The sequence below is a fragment of the Paludisphaera soli genome (genome assembly GCF_011064595.1).
GTDB classification, from domain to species: domain Bacteria; phylum Planctomycetota; class Planctomycetia; order Isosphaerales; family Isosphaeraceae; genus Paludisphaera; species Paludisphaera soli.
Window position 1 is genome coordinate 42,115 of record NZ_JAALJI010000009.1, and the last position, 18,350, is coordinate 60,464.

The following is an 18,350-nucleotide window of genomic DNA, read 5'->3' on the forward strand; positions in this document are numbered from 1 at the left end:
GCTTCTCGGGTGTGACCCGCGCCGGGGGATCGGGTCAGGGATTGACGGTTCGGGTGCCCTGGTCTTCCGACCGGGCCTGATTCTGGATCGCTTCGTAGACCTCGCGCCGATGGACGGTGACGTCCTTCGGGGCCTCGATCCCGATCCTCACCTTGTCGCCTCGGATCTCGATCACCGTCAGCGTGATGCTGTCGTTGATGATGATCTGCTCGTTCTTCTTGCGGGAGAGAACCAGCATCGCCGCTCCTCTCTGGTGCCTATCGCGCGGGGCGCGAACCATCCGATGTCAGGACCAGAACGCCGTGAAGAAGGCGACTGCATGGTAAGACCAAGCACGATCCTTCTTTAAAACAACTGTACATGCGGAAGATGGGTGGTCAAGGGGACGCGGGAATTTTCATCGCGGCCGGTAAAACCGTGGAAACCGGCGATCCCCTCGCGTGCCCACCCCCGCCCCGTCCAACCCTTTGGCGAGCAACGGGTTCAGTGCTCGGCGCCGGTGGTGTACCGGCGGTAGAGCCGGCCCAGGCCGAGGTCGTGGATCTCGGCCTCGACGTCGGCGTTGTCGGTAGGATGGATGGTCTCTTTCAGTTCGACCACCAGCAATTCGATGAATTTGGCGCGGGCCCGCTGCAAATTCTTGCGGAAGGCCTCCGGGGTGACCGGCGCGCCGACGATCGCGGTCAGCTGCTCGGCGATCTCCTCGATGGAGGCCTTGGGGTTGTCGCGGCGGAGCTGCAGGACGGTCGCGTAGCGGTTCTTGGGGGTGGTGGCCTGATAGGTCTCCAGCCGGGACCAGACCCGGTTGAGGACCGCCTCGCGCCAGACGCGGTCGAAGTCCTCATCGGGCTGGGAGGCGTCGAGGAGGTCGCCGGGGGGGAGGGCGTGGAGCTTCCGGGTGCGGAAGTGGTCGATGATAAGCCGGTGCAGGACGGTGCGCAGGTAATCGCGGAACCGGCCCTTGGTCTTGTCGGCCCCGGCGAGCTTGCCGGTCAGGAGCTTTGTCCAGAACTCCTGGAGCACCTCGTCGGCGAGGTGGCGGTCGCGGACCTTGAGGTGGATGTAGCGGGTCAGGGCGTCGTGGTAGCGGCCGACCAGCTGGCCCATGGCCTGCTGGCTGTTAGGGCCGGCGCCGTGGGCGCTGGTGATGGTGGTCCAGTTGGTCTGGATCTCGGTCAGCCGTTCTTCGGGCGTAGGCATCGAAGGCGTCCCATGGGGCCGTGTCGGCCGTCGCTCGCGACCCGCCTGGACCCGGCCGACGGCGGGTTTCACGGGAAACCGCCGCGGGGGCCGTCGGGCCGCCTCCGTCCACTCCTCTTCCTTCAATCAATCTACGATACGGACTCCACGGCCGTGCGGGACGCCCTCCGAATTCGGGCGACGCCGACGGCGGCCGAGCCGACTCGGCCTCGCTCCTACGCGGCCCGCGCGGGGCTTGGGTCGCGGACGGATACGCCCGGCAGGACTCGAACCTGCGACCGACGGTTTAGAAAACCGTTGCTCTATCCGCCTGAGCTACGGGCGCGTGTGGGGGGTGGACGGGCCGCGCTACGCGACGGTCCGGCCGGCCCTCGTCGGCCGGTCCGATCGGTCGTCTCGCGGATGCGCCCGGCAGGATTCGAACCTGCGGCCTGCGGTTTAGGAAACCGCCGCTCTATCCACCTGAGCTACGGGCGCCACGTCGTTCCGGACCGATTCTCGTCTGCCGCCCCTTCCCTGTCAACCGACCCTCGGCAGCGAGCCGCCCTGGGCATCCGCCTCGCCGGTCGCGTATCATGTCCACAGCGAGGGCCCGCCCGGCTCGATCGGGGGCCGGTCGATCGTCGCCTGGGGCGTAGGGCGTTTCGAGGGGCAGCATGGCCGAGGCCGGATCGAGCAGCCAGGAACCTTACCGGTTCCGGATCGGCAGCTACGGGATCATCCACCCCCTGGGATCGGGGGGGATGAGCTCGGTCTTCCGCGCCGCGCACCTGGAGACCGGGCACGAGGTCGCGCTCAAGGTGCTCCCGTCTTACATGGCGCGGAACTCGACGATCCTGAAGCGGTTCGTGGCCGAGGTCCGCAGCGCCGAGTCGCTGGAGCACCCTAACATCGTCTCGATCTACGACCGGGGGAGCGACGAGGGCCGCTACTACCTGGTCCTGGAGTACGTCCAGGGGGGGGACCTCCACGACTACGTCCAGAATCGAGGCCCGCTCGACCCGGACGAGGCGATCGGCCTCATCGCCCAGGCGGCGCGGGGGCTCGAATATGCGATGTCGCGCGGGGTGATTCACCGCGACGTGAAGCCCTCCAACCTGCTGCGGACCCCTCTGGGGGAGCTGAAGATCACCGACCTCGGGCTGGCCGTCCGCCCCGAGTCCGAGGACGAGCGCGTCACCCGCGAGGGGACCACCGTCGGCACCGTGGACTACATGGCCCCCGAGCAGGCCCGGGACAGCCGGGCGACGAGCTTCCAGAGCGACGTCTATTCGCTGGGGTGCACGCTGTATTACCTGCTGGCGGCCCAGCCCCCCTTCCCCGGCGGCGACATCACCGAGAAGCTGACGAATCACGCCCGGACCCCGCCGCCCGACGTCCGCGACCTGCGGCCCGACCTCCCGCCGGCCCTGGCGGACCTGATCCGTCGGATGCTGGCGAAGCGCCCCGAGGACCGCTTCGCCAGCTATCGCGACCTGCTCGCCGCGCTCGGCGCCCTGGGCGGCGACGAATCGAGCGTGGCGCTCGTGCCGATCGACGACGAGCCGACGCCCCTGCGGCTCGTCCGCGATCGCCCGGCCGCGCGGGTCGCGGCGGCCCCGGACCGCGTCCCCGAGCCGCGGCCCACCTCGTCGCTCCCGGAGATCTCGCTCTCCGCGCTCGGCCCCGAGCTGCTGGCGGATGCCGCGCCTCCGAGGCCCGCGTTGGCGGGCCCGGGCCCCGCCCTGTTGAGCCTCCCCGTCTCCACCCCGCCGGGGGCCGTCGCGCCGGGGCCCCGGCAGTCGGCGCCGGTCTCGGAGGACGCCTGGATCATCCGCTGCGTGGTGCTCGGCGCGATCGTGATCGTCGCGGTCATCGGGCTGGACCTCATCCTGCGGCCGTTCCCCGACCCGGCCTCCCTGCGCTTCCCCGAGTCGCCCGACTCCGGCTTGCACCGAGTCCGCGAGATCCAGCCCGATCAGCCCGAAGTCGTCGCGGCGGCGGTGCCGCCGCCGGCGGTCGAGGCCGAGCCGGTCGAGACGGCCCCCGCGGAGCCGGAGTGGGTCGAACCGACGGACGTTCCGGAGGCCGACCGCCCGCCCAAGGTGTACCCGCCGGCGGTCCTCTCGGCCTACCTCCCCTCGTGGGCGCTGACTCCGGTCCGCGCCGAGGCTGACGGCCCGACCACCGTGGTCCGCCGGGCGGCCGACGGCCGGGACTCCGGAGAGGTCGCCTCTCTCCGGCAGGCGCTCGACGTCCCCCGGGGGACGGTCGAGCTGGCGGACGTCGGCCCGTTCGTCATCGACGACCTGAGGGTCGCCGGCGAGTCGCGGGTGATTCGCTCGCGGCCGGGATATCGCGCCACGGTGCTCGTCGAGGGGCCGAAGATCGAGGCCGTGCGGGCGCTCCCCGGCGTGTTCACCCTCGACGGCCGTGAGCTGACGCTGGACTCGCTGGACCTGGTGGTCAACGTCCGCGCCTTGGCGATCAACCAGCGGGCGCTCTTCCACGGCTCGGGCTTCCGGCTGACCCTGAAGAATTGCACGGTGACGATCTACAACCCGAACCGCGCGCCGTTCGCTTTCCTCCGCACGGAGGAAGGGGCCAGGGCGTCGACCGTGCGGATCGAGGACAGCCTGATCCGGGGCGACGTGGCCACGCTGTTCGAGCTGAACCGGGGCGAGCCGGCGGAGATCGTCGCCGCGCGGTCGATCCTGGCCTCCGAGGGCCCCCTGCTCCGGACGCCCGACGTCTCGCCGAAAGGCGAGAACCAGCTGTATCTGCTGGGTTGCGCGGTCGGGTCGCGAGGGCCGATGATCGACCTGGGGGGCGGGAAGGCGGACGCCCCCGGCCGCCGGCTCCGCGTCCGCGCGTTCGACAGCGTGTTCGGCCGGTTCGCCGGCGCCGGCGTCGCCAGCCTCACGTCGAGCGATCGCCCCGACGCGGTCGTCGGCCGGCAGCTCGATTGGATGGGGGCGAACAACCAGTTCGCCGGCTGGGTCGGCTACCACTCCGCGGGGCCCGATCACGCGATCACCAAGCGGACGCTCGCCGCGTTCAGTTCCACGTGGAATGCGGCGGGCGTCGCCTCGCGCGAGATCGTCAACGAGTGGCCCGAGACCCGCTGGGTCGCCGACCTGACGCCAGGCGCCCTCACGCCCTTCCTGCCGGGCTGGGAGCCGCTCGTCGAGGACGTGGCCCAGCCCCGACCCTTCCTGAAATATCGCACGGTCCTCAACTTCCCCGCGCCTGAGACGCCCCGAATCGTCCCGGCGACCGGACCGGCGCCGCCCGGCGCGGTCGAATTGACGTTCGACGCCGACGCCCCCCAGCCGTGGAACGGCGACCTGGGCGCCTTCCTCCGCGACCGCGGCGGCGAGCCCCGGGGCCGTTTGAGGGTCCGCGTGGTGGGCTCCGGGGCGAAGCGGATGTCGCCCGTCCGGCTGCCCGAGGGGTCGACCGTCGAGATCCGCGTGGAGCACCCGGCGGACCCGGAGGCCCTCCCGCTCGTCTTCTCGCCCGCCTCCGACGCCGAGGGAGAACCCCTGATCGCGGCGACGGGGGGCGTGCTGAGCCTCTCCGGACTCCGCCTGCTGGTCGAGCAGGATTGTCGGCTCCCCACCCTGATCCGGGTGGACGACGGTTCGCTGGCGCTGGACCGTTGCGAGCTGTCGATTCCCGTCGCGCTGGAACATCCGCCGGCGCTCGTTTCGTTCCGCGCCCCGACGACCCGCCCCCGCCTCGTGTCGGACCCGCCTTCGCCGATCGCGGAAGCGTCGGATCGGCCGGTCTGCGTCGTGGCCGATTCCGTCCTGATCACGACCGGCGACGCGCTTCGCGCCGAGGTGGGGCGCGGCCTGGTGGCGGTCTCGCGATGCATCGTGGCCGCGAAGGGAGACGCCTTCACCCTGACGCCGGCCCGCGTGGCCCGGTCGCGATTCCTGGCCGACCTGCGGCTCGACCGCTGCACGGTCGCCGTCGGCGGGGCCGCCGTCCGGATGTCGGCCTGGAGCGGCGAGGCGCCAGGGCCTGATCGCCCCTGGCTGGTCACCAGCGGCAACACGGCGTACCTCGACTTCTCGGACCGCCCCCCCCGGAAGAGCGTCCTCTGCCGGGCCGACGCCGACTGCTTCGCGCAGGGCCAGATCTTCTGGAGCCAGGGGAACGACGCGATCGAGGTCTACGGCTTCGCCGCGGCCGGGGACGCCCCGCCGCCGAACCGCACCCGCGACGTGGTGGCCCAGTGGGTCGACCTCTGGGGCCCCGGCCACGTCAAGGACGTCACCGGGCCCCGGGCCGGCGTGGCCTCGCCGAGCGTCCGGCTCCAGGCTCGCCCTCGCAACGGCCGGATCACGCCGGACGAGCTGCTGCTGGACCCGAACCATCACGTCGGCCGCTCCCGGCTCGACGTCGGCGCCAGTCCCGAAGTCCTGCTCCTCGGGAGGGCTCCGCCCCTCGGCCGCAAGCGCTGAGGCCTCGCGGCCTCGCCGCTCCGTCGCGGAAGCGCTGTTGCCCGGCGGTCCGCGTCGGGGATAATGGGATGAACCCTTCTCCGACGATTCGCGCCCCAGGGAGGACCGGACGCCATGGCCAGGATCGAGCTACTCGGGGCGTTCCTCGCGTCGGGCCTCTTCGCAGCGGCCGACCCGCCGGTCGCGACGGCCCAGGCGACCGGCTCGGGAGCCTCGGCGGCCCCGGCGCCGGCCGGGAAGGACGGCGAAGGCTCGGGCGGCGACCCGACCAAGGTCCCCGCGGCGGCCTCCTCGGGTTGGGGATGGTGGGGGTATCGGCCGTACGTCGTCGTTCGGGGCACGCCGAATGGGTCGGTCGCGACCATCCACTCGCCGCTCGGCGGGATGAGCGGCGGCTTCGGGTTCTGGACGCAGCCCCCTTCCGCCGGCCCGGCGGCTCCCGCCCCGCCGCCGGGGCTGGTCCGCCCGGCCGCGATGTCCCGCCCGACGATCAAGATCAAGCAGGCCGACCTGGATCGGGCCGATCGGCTCGTGACCTACGGCGATCGGCTCTTCCGGGTGGCCAACCTCAAGCGCGCCGAGGAACGCTACGAGCAGGCGATCCGCCTCAACCCCCACTGGGCGACTCCGCGACTCCGCCTGGCGCAGATCGCCCTGGTGCGGGGGCGGTACACCCTTGCTGCCGACCTGCTCCGCGAGGCTGAGACCGCCGAGCCCGGCTGGATCGTCACCGCGAAGGACGTGCAGGCCCTCTACTCCGAGCCCGCCGAGTTCGCCCGGCACGTCTCCAGGCTGGAGGAGCACCTGCACCAGCACCCCGAGGACCGCGACGCCTGGCTGGTGCTGGGCGCCCAGTGGTTCCTCTCGCGACGCGAGAACAAGGCGGCCGACGTCTTCCTCCGCCTGGACGACCCACGACGCAAGCCCGACGTGGCCCTGGCCGCCTTCCTCGACGCGGCCCGCCTGCGCGAGGCGCCGAGGACCGACCCCGACCCCGGGCCGGGCCGCGACCCGCTCGCGCCGCCGGCCCCCTGAGCCGCGACGACACCCACGGACCCAAGACGTGACATCGCGATACTACGCCGCCGCCTGCCAGACCGACCTGCCCTGCCCCCGCTCGCGCGACGAGATCGCCGGCCGGGTCGGGCACATGCTGGGCATGGTGGATCGCGCGGTCGTCGGCTACGGGCCGTTCTTCGACGTCCGCCTCGTCGTCTTCCCCGAGTTCGCTCACGCCGTCCCGATCTACGAGACCGTCGACGAACTGGCCGACCGGCTCGCGGTCCCGATCCCCAACGACCACACGGACCGCTACGCGGCCAAGGCGAAGGAGCGCGGGGTCTACATCCAGACCGGGTCGTTCCTGGAGGTCGACGCCCGATACCCGGGGTCGGTCTTCAACACGACATGCCTGATCGGCCCCGACGGCCTCCTGAGCCGCTACCGCAAGGTGAACCCCTGGCTGCCGTGGGAACTCCACGCCAGCCCCCACGACCTGCCGGGCTACGACGAGCCGCTGTTCCCGGTGGTCGAGACCGAGATCGGCCGCCTCGGCGCGGCGATCTGCTACGACTGGCTCTTCCCCGAGGCGATCCGCGCGCTGGCGCTCGCCGGCGCCGAGGTCCTGATCCGGGTCTCCGCGTACATGGACCCCTGGGGGGCGACCCCGCCCATGGACTGGTGGACGCTGTTCAACCGGGCGCGGGCCGTGGAGAACCTGGCGTTCGTGGTGGCTTCCAACCAGGGGGCCTCGGCGGCGAACTACCCGCCGTTCTCGTGGCCGGGCGGGAGCATGGTCGTCGATTTCGACGGCCGGATCCTCGCCCAGGCCGACCCGGGCCCCGGCGAGAAGATCGTCGTGGCGCCGATCGACCTGGCCGCGCTGCGGGCCGAGCGCGACCGCCGGCGCGGCCATCAGATGCTGTCGCAGTTGCGCACCGAAGCCTATACTGACCTCTACGCCCGGCCGATTCACCGCCGACCGGGCTGATCCGCTCGCGAGGAACTCCTTGATGCACCTCGGGTCCCCCCTCCGCCGCCGCCTGCTCGGCTTCCTTGCCGCGGCCCTGGCCCTGATCCCCTTCCTCCTCGCGACCCCCGGCTGCGGAAGTCCCGAGGAGCCCTCCGAGGTCCCGGCTTCTCCGCCGCCGGGCAAGGGGCTGCCGAAATTCGCCGAGGCGGCGAGCCTCCCGCCGCGATCGCTCGGCTGACGCGCTCGTCGTCGAAGCGCGGCCTTCCTCCGAAGCTGGACACCCTCCCGAGGTCGCATCCCATGGGCGTTGCATCCTTCCGGTTCGGACTCCTCTCGACGGTCCTCGGCCTCGCGGCCGGCTGCGGCGGGCCCTCAGCCCCCGCGCCCGAATCGACTCCGACGGTCCCGCCCCCGAAGGTCGCCGCCGAGCCCCCCCGGGACGAGATCCCGGCGGATCGGATCGACGCCGTCCTGGCCGCCCGGCTCCGGGGCCTGGGGCTGATGGAGCAGTACGAGTACCGCAAGGCGGCCGAGGCCTTCCGCGAGGTCCGCAAGCTGGCCCCCGGCTGGTCCGACGGCGCGATCGACCTGGCCATCGCCCTGCTCAACGACTCCGGCGAGCAGGCCGAGGAGGCGAAGAAGGCCGGCGGCGAGAAGCCCCCCTCAAACTACGACGAGGCCCTCGCCCTCCTCGACGAGGTCCTCGAACGCAAGCCCAAAGACCCCCGCGCCCTCTTCTGCAAGGGGCTGATCGCGGCCGACCAGGGGGACGCGGCCGGGGCCCACAAGCTCTTCAGGAAGGTCGCCGAGGTCGACCCCCTCGACGCCGCGTCGTGGCTCTGGGCCGCGAAGACGGTCACGAACGCGCAGGACCCGAACCGGCCGCCCGCCCCGGCCGAGGCCCCGCTCAGGATCGAGCTGCTCAACAAGGCCCTCGCGATCGACCCCTACCTGTCGTCCGCCCTGTATCCCCTGGCCTTCGCCTACCGGGACATCGGCCGGGCGGACAAGCAGCGCGAGATCCTGAAGCGCTGGCAGCAGCTCGACCGCAACCGCTCCGGCCCCGTGCCGGGCCCGGGGAACGTGGTCGAGACGACCTACGGCGAAATGGGCCGTTACGGCATGATCGCCCCGCCCGGCCCCGTCGCCGGCGCCCTCGACCCCGCGCCCGCCCCGAGGTTCGACGCCCCCGCGCCGTTGCACGTGAAACTGGCCGAAGGGGAACGCTGGGCGACGCCCGCGGACTTCACCGGCGACAAGGCCGTGATCGAACGGGTCCGGGCCCGCTTCGGCGCGGGGGTCGCCGCCTTCGACGCCGACGGCGACGGCAGTCTCGACCTCTACCTGACGGCGGCCGTCGTCGGCCCCCAGGGCCCGCACGACGCACTTTTGCTGAACAAGGGGGAAGGCGGGTTCGAGGACGCCTCGGCCGCGTTCGGGCTCGCAGCCGATCGCGCCAGCACGGGCGTCGCCGCCGCCGACTTCGACGCCGACCGCCGCGTCGACGTCTACCTGACCGGCATGGGGGGCGACCGGCTCCTCCGCAACGTGGACGGCAAGGCGTTCGAGGACCTGACCGAATCCCTGAAGCCCGAAGGGCCCCCCGCGTTGTCGCTGACCGCCCGCTGGCTAGACCTCGACCAGGACGGGGATTTGGACCTGTACGTCGTGAACTATACGTCCGCCGAGCACGCCGAGTCCGCGTTACTCGAAGGCCGGGACGCCCCCCCGGGCCTGCCGAACGCCGCTTTCCGCAACAACGGCCGGGCCCCGGCGCTGCCCGGCAAGCCCGAGCCCGCGTGGGCCCCGCTGGCGACCGCCGACAACGTGACGACCACCGGCGGCCTCTCGCTCGCCCTCGTCCCCTGGACGGGCGAGGAGGCGCTTCGGGACGAGCCTCGACGTCACACCGGCATCGCTCTGGCCGACTTCGACGGCGACCGCGACCTGGACCTGATCCTGACCTCGGACGACGCGCCCCCGGTCGTCGTCCTGAACGAGCGGTTGGGCCGATTCCGATCGGCGGCCCCGAAGGGCCTGGACGAGGCCGTCGGGACCACCGGGCTGCTCGTCGCGGACCTCGACGCCGACGGCCGGCCCGACCTGGCGGCGCCCTCGGGCGACGGCCCGCTCCGGGCCTGGAAGAACGTCACCGCCAGGGCGGAGTCCGCGGACCTGGTCCCGAGCTTCGAGCCGTTCCCGAACAACGCCCGGGGCTGGCGCGTCGCCGCCGCCGCCGACCTGGACCTCGACGGCCGGTTCGACCTGATCGGGCTTCGCACGCGACCGGCCCCCGGCGCGAGCCCGGAGCCGCCCATCGCCTGGCTCCGCAACGAGGGGGTCAGGCTGGCGACTCAGGAGCCGCCCGCGCTCGCCGAGCCCGGCGACGGGTTCATCCTCGCCGACTTGGCGGGCGACGCGCTGCCGGACCTCCTGCTGGTCCCGGCGGGGGGCCCGCCGGTGCTGGCTCGGAACCTGGGGAACGGCAACCGCTGGCTGGCGGTCGAGCTGGGGGGACGATGGCGGGTCCAGCCCGAGCTGATGCGGACGAACCCCCACGCGATCGGCGCGCGAGTGACGGTCCAGGCCCGGGGCGTCGACGCTTCGTATGATCACACGACTCCCGTCGCGGGCCTCGGATCGGCGGTCGGCCCGGTGGTGATCGGCCTGAAGGACCGGCCGGCGGCGGACGTAATCCACGTCCTCTGGCCCGACGGCGTGATGCAGGCCGAGCTGAACGTGGCCGCCGACGAGAAGCTGGCGCTCGCCGAGCGGAACCGCAAGACGGGGAGCTGCCCGGTCCTTTTCACGTGGAACGGCGAGCGGTTCGTCTGCCTCGGCGATTTCCTGGGGGGCGGCGGCCTGGGCTATCTCGTCGCGCCCGGCGTCTACGGCCAGCCGGATCGCGACGAGGCCGTGGCCATCGCCGACGATCAGCTGACGCCGGAGCAGGGGGCGTATCGTATCTCGATCACCGAGCCGATGGACGAGGTCGCGTACCTGGATCACATCGCCCTGGAGGTCGTCGACCGTCCCCCGGGCGTCTCCGTGGCCCTCGACGAGCGGTTCGCCCCGACCGGGCCGAGGCCGACGGGCGAGCTTCGGGCCTGGCGGACGGCGGTCGAGCCCGTTCGGGCGACCGACCTGAAGGGCGCGGACGTGACCGAGAGGCTGAGGCGGTGGGACCGGGACACGGTCGACGGCTTCGCCAGGCGTCCCGGCTGGATCGGCTACGCGGAGGAGCACGGGATCGTGCTGGACTTCGGCGACCGGCTGGCGAACTACGGGCCCGACGATCGCCTCGTCCTGGCGCTCGCGGGCTGGGTGGAGTATCCCTACTCGCAGACGAACTACGCCGCCGCGACGGCCGGCGTGGAGCTGGCGCCGCCGGTGATCGAGCGGCTCCGCGAGGACGGGTCGTGGGAAGTCATCGAGCCCCACGCCGGCTATCCCGCGGGGCTGCCGCGGATGACCACGCTCGACCTCTCGGGGAAGCTCGCCGGCCCGCGCTGCGTGCTGCGGATCCGGACCAACATGGAGTGCTACTACGACCAGGCGTTCGTCGCGGTGCGCGACGCCGAGGCCGAGCGTTCGCTCCGCACGACCAGCCTACCCGCGGCCCGCGCCACGCTGGGCCCGCGCGGCTACACCCGCGAGGTCTCGCCCGACGGCCGCCTCCCCCTGGTCTACGACTACGACTATGTCGACCCCGCGCCGCTGGCGCGGATGTCGGGCTCGCTCACGCGGTACGGCGACGTGGCGGCCCTGCTCCGGGCCGACGACGATCGGCTCTGCGTGGTGGGCCCCGGCGACGAGGCCCGGATCGAATTCGAGGCCGACGCCCTGCCCCCCTTGCCCGCCGGCTGGAGCCGGAGCTTCGTGCTGCGGTCGGTCGGCTATTGCAAGGACGCCGACCCGTTCACGGCGGGGAGCGACTCCGTGGGCCCGCTCCCCTGGCGCGGCATGCCCGAGTATCCGTTCGCCGATCCGGCCGCCCGCCGGCCCGCGGACGCCGCCTACGCCGACTACCTGCGGACCTTCCAGACCCGCCCGGCCGGGGGGCCGGCCGGCCTTCGCGCTGATTCCGGCGGCGGAAGCCGTTAAGCTGGAAGGCCACGCCGCGGTCGTCCGGACCGCGTCCACACCCCGAGCGCGGAACGAGACGATCATGGCCAGCGACGACGTCACCACGACCCTACGCCGGATTCGCAACATCGGGATCATCGCCCACATCGACGCCGGCAAGACGACGACCACCGAGCGGATCCTGTACTACACGGGCGAGATCCACCGGATGGGCGACGTCGACAAGGGGAACACCACGACCGACTACCTGGAGGAGGAGCGCGAGCGCGGGATCACCATCGTCGCCGCCGCGATCACCTGCCACTGGAAGGACGCCCAGGGCGACCCCACGACGATCAACATCATCGACACGCCCGGCCACGTCGACTTCACCGCCGAGGTCGAGCGCTCGCTCCGCGTGCTCGACGGCGCGGTGGTGATCTTCTCGGGCGTGGAAGGTGTCGAGGCCCAGAGCGAGACGGTCTGGCGGCAGGCGGGCAAGTACCACGTCCCCCGGATCTGCTTCATCAACAAGATGGACCGGATCGGCGCCGAGTTCGAGCGGGTCTACGAGGAGATCAGCAACCGGCTCGACAGCCACCCGATCCCGCTCCAGATCCCGATCGGTGCCGGGCCCGAGGGCTCGATGGGCGCCTTCCAGGGGCTGATCGACCTGATCTCGATGAAGGCCCTGTTCTTCAAGACCGAGGACCTGGGCTCCACGTTCTCCGTCCAGGAGATCCCCGAGGACCTGCGGCTCGACGCCGACGCCTGGCGCGAGACCATGCTGAATTCGCTGTCCGAATACGACGAGACGTTCGCCGAGCAGTACATGGCCCATCTCGACGGGGCCGACCTGACGGTCCAGATGATCCACGACGCCCTCCGCCGGGCCACGCTGACCGGCGGGGCGCAGCCGGTGCTCTGCGGGTCCAGCTTCAAGTACGTCGGCGTGCAGCAGCTCCTGGACGCCGTCTCGTACTACCTGCCGAGCCCGCTGGACAAGCCGCCGGTCCAGGGGCTCCACCCCAAGAAGGGGACGGAGCTTTCTCGCAAGCCGAGCCCGGACGAGCCGTTCTGCGGCCTGGTCTTCAAGATCACCAACGACGCCCACGGCGACCTCTCGTTCGTCCGGGTCTACTCGGGCGTCCTCAAGGCCGGCAGCCGCGCGTACAACCCGGGCCGCGAGGAGAAGGAGAACTGCTCGCGGCTCTACCACATCCGCGCCGACGATCGCGAGCAGGTGTCCGAGGCCATGGCCGGCGACATCGTGGGCGTGGTGGGCCTGAAGAAGGCCGTCACCGGCGACACGCTCTGCGACGCCACCCACCCGATCCTGCTGGAGCGGATCGAGTTCCCCGAGACCGTCATCAGCATGTCGATCGAGCCCGTCAGCTCGGCCGACAAGGGGAAGCTCTCCGACACGCTCAACGCCCTGGCCCGCGAGGACCCCACGTTCCTCTTCAAGGTGAACGAGGAGACCGGCCAGACCCTGATCTCGGGCATGGGCGAGCTGCACCTGGAGATCCTCAAGAACCGGATGACGCGCGACTTCAAGCTCAAGGTCCACGTCGGCCGGCCTCGCGTCAGCTACCGCGAGACCATCAAGAAGGCGGTGAAGCGCGTCGAGGGGGCCTGCGTCCGCCAGACGGGCGGCACCGGGCTTTACGCCAAGATCAAGATCGACGTCGAGCCCGAGGTCCAGCCCAAGGGCGCGCCGGTCATGCACTTCGCCAACAAGATGAAGGGGGGCGTGATCCCCAGCGAATTCATCCCGGCGATCGAGTCGGGCCTGCGCGAGGAGGCCAAGTCCGGCGGCAAGACCGGCTACCCGCTCGTCGACCTGAAGGTCACCCTCGTCGACGGCGACCACCACGACGTCGACTCTTCCGACCTGGCCTTCCGGTTCGCCGCGTCCGACGCCCTCCGCAACGCCATCGAGGAAGCCGGGCCCGTCTTGCTGGAGCCGATCATGCGCCTCGAGGTCGTCACCCCCGAGGACTACCTGGGCAACATCACCGCCGACCTCGCCAGCCGCCGCGCCCTGATCGAACGGACGTCGACCCGGGGCAAGCTCATGGTGATCGACGCCCGCGCCCCGCTGAAGGAGATGTTCGGCTACTCCACGGCCGTTCGAAGCCTCTCGCAGGGACGAGCCAGCTACACCATGGAGCCGCTCGAATACGCCGCCGCCCCCGAGAGCATGCTCGAAGCCCTCACGGGCTGAGGCCGGCCCGAGTCGAGCGGTCTCGGTCCCCCTCGTCCGGCCATCGGCCACCTTCCCTCACCAAAGGTGGAGGCAGGGACGCGTCGGCCTATCCTGAGGTGCGCCATGATGCATCGTCGCGTGTGTTCGCTTGCGTCGTTCTCCTTGCTCTGCCTGGCGGCCTCCGCCTCGGCGCTCACCGTGCGCGTCGAGGTCCGCAACGGGGTGCCGCAACTCGTGGTCGACGGCCGGCCGGTGCGGGCGCGGATGTTCTTCGGGATCCCGGGCTCCGCGCCGGTCGCGGCGGGTCCGGAGGCGAAGCCGGTCCGATTCGCGTTCGTCGCGGCGGAGTCGGCCGAAAACGGCACGATGCACATCCGCTGCGGGGCGAAGCCCGGCGAGGTGGACATCGATGACCTGAAGGTCGTCGATCAGGAGGACGGCCGCGAGGTGATCCCGCTCCAGGATTTCGAGGCCGGCCCCGATTCATTCGCCCGCTCCTGGACGTTCTGGCCGACGGGCGAGGCGAACACGGTCGGCTCGGCGAGCGTCCACCCGGGGGCGGGCCAGGGGGGATCGGCGGGGCTCCGGATCGCGCTCAGGGCCCCGGCGGGCGGCGGCGACTGGCCCGACTTCCACGTCTTCCACCAGACGCGGCTGAAGCTCGAAAAAGGCAAGAGCTACGAGGCGACGTTCTGGGTGCGGTCGAGCGTGCCGCGTGAGCTGAGCGTGGCCTTCTATCGTCCCGGTTCGTCCTACGTCTACCTCGGCGGGCCGCCGGGCCCGTATGAGACCGAGATCAAGCTCGCCGCCGACGTGGGGGTGGACTTCGTCAGCTTCCCGATGGATCTCCCCTGGCCCGAACCCGGCCGGAACGCCGACTGGTCGTCCGTCGATTCCGCCTGCGAGCAGGTGCTGCGCGTGAGCCCGAAGGCGCTGCTGCTCCCTCGGGTGGGCCTCTACCCGCCCGCCTGGTGGACGGCGAAACATCCCGGCGAGGCCATGCGATGGGACGACGGGAAGTCCGGCAACGCCGTGCCCGCCTCGCCCCGGTTCCGCGAGGACGCCGCCGCCAGGCTTCGCGAGCTGGTGGAGCACGTCGAGGCGAAATACGGCGAGCACGTCGTCGGCTACCACCCGACCGGCCAGAACACCGGCGAATGGTTCTACCAGGAGACCTGGGGCAAGGCCCTCAACGGCTACGCCCCGGCCGACCTGGCCGCCTGGCGGGCGTGGCTCCGCGATCGCTACCCGAGCGACGACGAGCTGCGTCGAGCCTGGAACGATCCGCAGGCGAGCCTCGACACCGCGGCCGTGCCGTCGCCGAGGTCGCGCCGCGAGGCCCCGTACGGGATCTTCCGCGACCCGAAGTTCGAGCGGCCCGTGCTCGATTGGTCGACCTTCCAGCAGGAGGCGATGGCCGACTGCGTCCTGGCGCTGGCGAAGGCCGTTCGCGAGGGGTCGGCGGGCAAGAAGCTCTCGGTCGTCTTCTACGGCTACGTCTTCGAGTTCGGCGCGGTCCAGCTCGGCCCGGCGATCTCCGGGCATTACGCCCTGCGTCGCGTGCTGGATTCGCCGGACGTGGACGTGCTCTGCTCGCCGATCTCCTACTTCGATCGCGGCCTGGGGGAGTCCGCCCCGACGATGACCGCCGCCGAGAGCGTGGCCCTCGCGGGCAAGATGTGGCTCGTCGAGGACGACACCCGGACCTACCTGGCCGGCGGCAGCACGTTCCCCGGCGCGGAGGCCGGGGCCGACACTCTGGAAGACACGAACAGGATGCTCCTCCGCAACGTCGGCCAGCAGGCCGTACGGAACTTCGCGACCTGGTGGATGGACCTCGGCGCGACCGGCTGGTTCAACGACCCTCGCCTCTGGGAGCAGATGAAACGCCTGGAAACCATCGACCTCCCTCTGCTCGGCGACCCCGTCGCGTACCGGCCCGAGATCGCCGCCGTGATCGACGAGGCGAGCCTGACGCGGATCGCGGCCGGCGGCCAGGTCGTCAGCCGTCCGGCGGTGTACGAGGCCCGTCGGGCGCTCGGACGCTGCGGAGCTCCGTACGGCCAGTATCTGCTCGACGACGTGATCGCCGGCAAGGTGGACGCCCGGCTGTACGTGATCCTGAACGCCTGGAGCCTCACCGCCGAGCAACGCGCCGGGCTACGCTGGGCGACGCGGGGCAAGGGGGTGGTCTGGAGTTACGCCCCCGGCTGGTACGACGGCGAGTCCCCCTCGCCCGAGTCGATGCGCGAGCTGACCGGCTTCAAGCTCGAGCGCAGCCTGGCCGCGAAGGCCTGGGCCGAGCCGACGGCGGCCGGGCGATCGCTCGGCCTCTCCAGGCCCTTCGGCGTCGACGCCCACGTCCGCCCCACGTTCGCGGCGACCGACGCGACGGCGGAGGAGATCCTGGCCCGCTACCCGGACGGCTCGGCGGCCGTCGCGCTCCGGGGCGACCCCGGGGCTCCGGAGTTCTCCCTCTTCGCCGGCCCGCCGGGGCTGACCTCGGAACTCGTCCGGCTGGCGGCGAAACGGGCGGGGGTCCATCTCTACACGGACTCCGATTGCAACGTCTACGCGAACGACCGCTTCGTCGTCCTCCACGCGAGCCAGGACGGCCCGGTCGCGCTGCGGCTGCCGAAGGGCCGCGACGCGATCGTCGACGCCCTGACCGGCGAGGCCGTCCCCGACGGCGCGTCGCCCACGTTTCCCATGAAACGAGGCGACACCCGGATCCTGCGTTTCCCGTGAAACCGTCGCGGATCAGGCTGCGGGACCGGGGGGCGAATTCGAGACGACCTGGATCAGGTATCGCGGATACCTGTCGGCCCCCTCGCATCGTCGGCCGTCGCGCGTCAGGCCTTCTGGAGCGAGCCGCACCTCGAAGATCCCCGGCCGGCGGGGGACCCTCATCGTCACAGTGAAAGCGACGGTGCCCGGATGGCCCTCGATCGGCGTCGGCTCGCCGATCTGCTGGCCGTAGGTCACGCCGTCCTGAACGATGTCCACGCGGACGTTTCGGGGGAGGGCGCCGTCGGCCTCGGGCTCGGCCCGGATCGAACCCATGACGACCATCCGGGCGTTCTCGACGTAGCTCACCTGTCGAGCATTCCTCGCCGAGACGACGATCGTGAGCCCGCCGACCTCGGCGCGATGCTCGGTGAAGGGAGGGAGGGCCGCCGGAGGGATCGCGAGGAGCCACCACGTCAACGTCGTCAGGATCACGCTCATGGCCGAATCTCCTGGAGGTGTGGTCGAAACTCCTGGACCGTCAGTAGGCCTCGCCGCCGATCGTCTCGCCGCCGGCGCGGGTGCCGAGCGCCCGCCAGACGGCGGGGTCGACGGTGTTCTTGATGAATCGGACCGTGCCATCGAGGAAGAGGACGTTGCCCCCGTCGCCGTGGAGGCTGCCGGCGGTGATCGCGTTCAGGTCCGGAACTGCGCGGCAGGAGGGCCGGCCGGGGGGCAGGGCGTGGGTGTAGAGCGAGTGGCCCAACCGGCCCCGGAACCAGTACGAGCCCTTGAACGGGAGGGAGCCCGGACCCGTCGGCGAGCCGTCGTGGGCTGCGCAGGCCCGACCGAAATCCTCCCTGCCGTGGGGCGAGTCGGCGAAGGCGGCGTCGAGGGCGAAGATCGATCCCAGCCGGGAGGGCCGCGCTTCGTGGCCCGTCCCCACGATCCATTCGGCGATCGCCGCGGTCCGGCTAAGCCCGTCCGTGACGTCGTGCGGGGCCACCTCCGCGTCGAGGAAGGCGCCCTCCCAGCCGGAGACCGGCTCGCGGCCGAACAGCCCGGCGTTGCCGGCGTAGCTGGTCGCGTATTTCGAAAGCGGCGCAGTCCGGGCGGCGTCGGACGGGCAGAGGAAGGTTCCCGGGATCGGCACCGCCGCCGTCTTGTCGTCGATCGCCGACGGGAACAGGGCGTCCTGATCCAGGGACGGGAGGAGCTTCCAGAGCAAGGAACGCGGCCCGGCTCCCGCCGGGAACGCGCCGCGGCTCTCCTGATGCTGGTGCAGGGCGATCCCGAGGCCGTGCAGGTTGGACGTGCATTGCGTCCGACGGGCGGATTCACGGGCCCGCATCACGGCCGGCACGAGGAGCGCGAACATGAGGCCGGCGAGGCCGACGACGATCAGCAGCTCGACGAGTGTGAGGCCGCGGCCCGCGTCGCGAAGCATGTCGAGAAACTCCAGGTCCGAGCCGGCCGCCGGAGGGCCGCCCCGATCGGAGAGGCCTCGTCCCGGCGCGATCGAGCGACGTGGTTGCGCCATCCGCCATCATGACGCAAAGGCCCCCGGAGCGAAACCCCGCCGACGCGGCCGGCCTCGGACGAAGGGCGCCGCGAGCGGGGCCGGCGCCCGCCGAGGATTGACCCGGGGGCGCGGGGAGGGGCGGGGGATGCTAGAATGGAGTGCGTCCTCGGGCCGGGGCGGGCCCCTCATCCGGTCCCGCCGCGC

The 18,350-nt window shown here is 71.7% G+C and carries 11 protein-coding genes and 2 tRNA genes; 7 read left to right on the forward strand and 6 right to left on the reverse strand.

Annotation, left to right across the window (positions count from 1 at the left end):
* Nucleotides 1-34 precede the first annotated feature (34 nt).
* From csrA to G6O68_RS13625, 4 genes are all read right to left on the reverse strand, one after another.
* Nucleotides 35-238: a carbon storage regulator CsrA gene (csrA, locus tag G6O68_RS13610; RefSeq protein WP_165248631.1), complete on the reverse strand. Its 204-nt coding sequence runs from the start codon at nucleotides 236-238 to the stop codon at nucleotides 35-37.
* Between the two features lie 245 nt (nucleotides 239-483).
* Nucleotides 484-1,200, reverse strand: a complete 717-nt coding sequence (locus tag G6O68_RS13615) for an RNA polymerase sigma factor (RefSeq protein ID WP_165248633.1) — start codon at nucleotides 1,198-1,200, stop codon at nucleotides 484-486.
* 251 nt (nucleotides 1,201-1,451) lie between these two features.
* Nucleotides 1,452-1,525 (reverse strand) — tRNA-Arg (locus G6O68_RS13620).
* A gap of 78 nt (nucleotides 1,526-1,603) precedes the next feature.
* Nucleotides 1,604-1,677 (reverse strand) — tRNA-Arg (locus tag G6O68_RS13625).
* A gap of 179 nt (nucleotides 1,678-1,856) precedes the next feature.
* Between G6O68_RS13625 and G6O68_RS13630 the strand changes: the two genes are divergently transcribed.
* The 7 genes from G6O68_RS13630 (at nucleotide 1,857) to G6O68_RS13660 (ending at nucleotide 16,645) form a co-directional block, all read left to right on the forward strand.
* Nucleotides 1,857-5,651 carry a serine/threonine-protein kinase gene (locus G6O68_RS13630; protein ID WP_165248635.1) on the forward strand — a complete coding sequence of 1,265 codons (3,795 nt, stop codon included), beginning with the start codon at nucleotides 1,857-1,859 and terminating at the stop codon, nucleotides 5,649-5,651.
* Between the two features lie 114 nt (nucleotides 5,652-5,765).
* A complete protein-coding gene (locus G6O68_RS13635) occupies nucleotides 5,766-6,686 on the forward strand; it encodes a tetratricopeptide repeat protein (protein WP_165248637.1) in 921 nt (306 codons plus the stop codon).
* 28 nt (nucleotides 6,687-6,714) lie between these two features.
* Nucleotides 6,715-7,641, forward strand: a complete 927-nt coding sequence (locus G6O68_RS13640) for a nitrilase-related carbon-nitrogen hydrolase (protein WP_165248639.1) — start codon at nucleotides 6,715-6,717, stop codon at nucleotides 7,639-7,641.
* Between the two features lie 22 nt (nucleotides 7,642-7,663).
* A complete protein-coding gene (locus G6O68_RS13645; protein ID WP_165248641.1) occupies nucleotides 7,664-7,861 on the forward strand; it encodes a hypothetical protein in 198 nt (65 codons plus the stop codon).
* A 62-nt stretch (nucleotides 7,862-7,923) separates the two neighbouring features.
* Nucleotides 7,924-11,727 (forward strand): FG-GAP-like repeat-containing protein, encoded by a 3,804-nt coding sequence (locus tag G6O68_RS13650; RefSeq protein WP_165248643.1) that lies wholly within the window; start codon nucleotides 7,924-7,926, stop codon nucleotides 11,725-11,727.
* 64 nt (nucleotides 11,728-11,791) lie between these two features.
* On the forward strand, nucleotides 11,792-13,915 hold the full coding sequence (gene fusA / locus G6O68_RS13655) for an elongation factor G (RefSeq protein ID WP_165248645.1): 2,124 nt from the start codon (nucleotides 11,792-11,794) through the stop codon (nucleotides 13,913-13,915).
* A gap of 105 nt (nucleotides 13,916-14,020) precedes the next feature.
* On the forward strand, nucleotides 14,021-16,645 hold the full coding sequence (locus tag G6O68_RS13660; RefSeq protein ID WP_165248647.1) for a beta-galactosidase: 2,625 nt from the start codon (nucleotides 14,021-14,023) through the stop codon (nucleotides 16,643-16,645).
* Between the two features lie 12 nt (nucleotides 16,646-16,657).
* Here the strand turns inward: G6O68_RS13660 and G6O68_RS13665 are convergent, their stop codons facing one another.
* Both G6O68_RS13665 and G6O68_RS13670 read right to left on the reverse strand, forming a co-directional pair.
* The gene (locus G6O68_RS13665; protein ID WP_165248649.1) at nucleotides 16,658-17,125 is read right to left on the reverse strand and encodes a hypothetical protein; all 468 of its coding nucleotides are present in this window, start codon (nucleotides 17,123-17,125) and stop codon (nucleotides 16,658-16,660) included.
* Between the two features lie 40 nt (nucleotides 17,126-17,165).
* Nucleotides 17,166-18,071: a DUF1559 family PulG-like putative transporter gene (locus G6O68_RS13670; protein WP_165248651.1), complete on the reverse strand. Its 906-nt coding sequence runs from the start codon at nucleotides 18,069-18,071 to the stop codon at nucleotides 17,166-17,168.
* Between the last annotated feature and the right edge of the window lie 279 nt (nucleotides 18,072-18,350).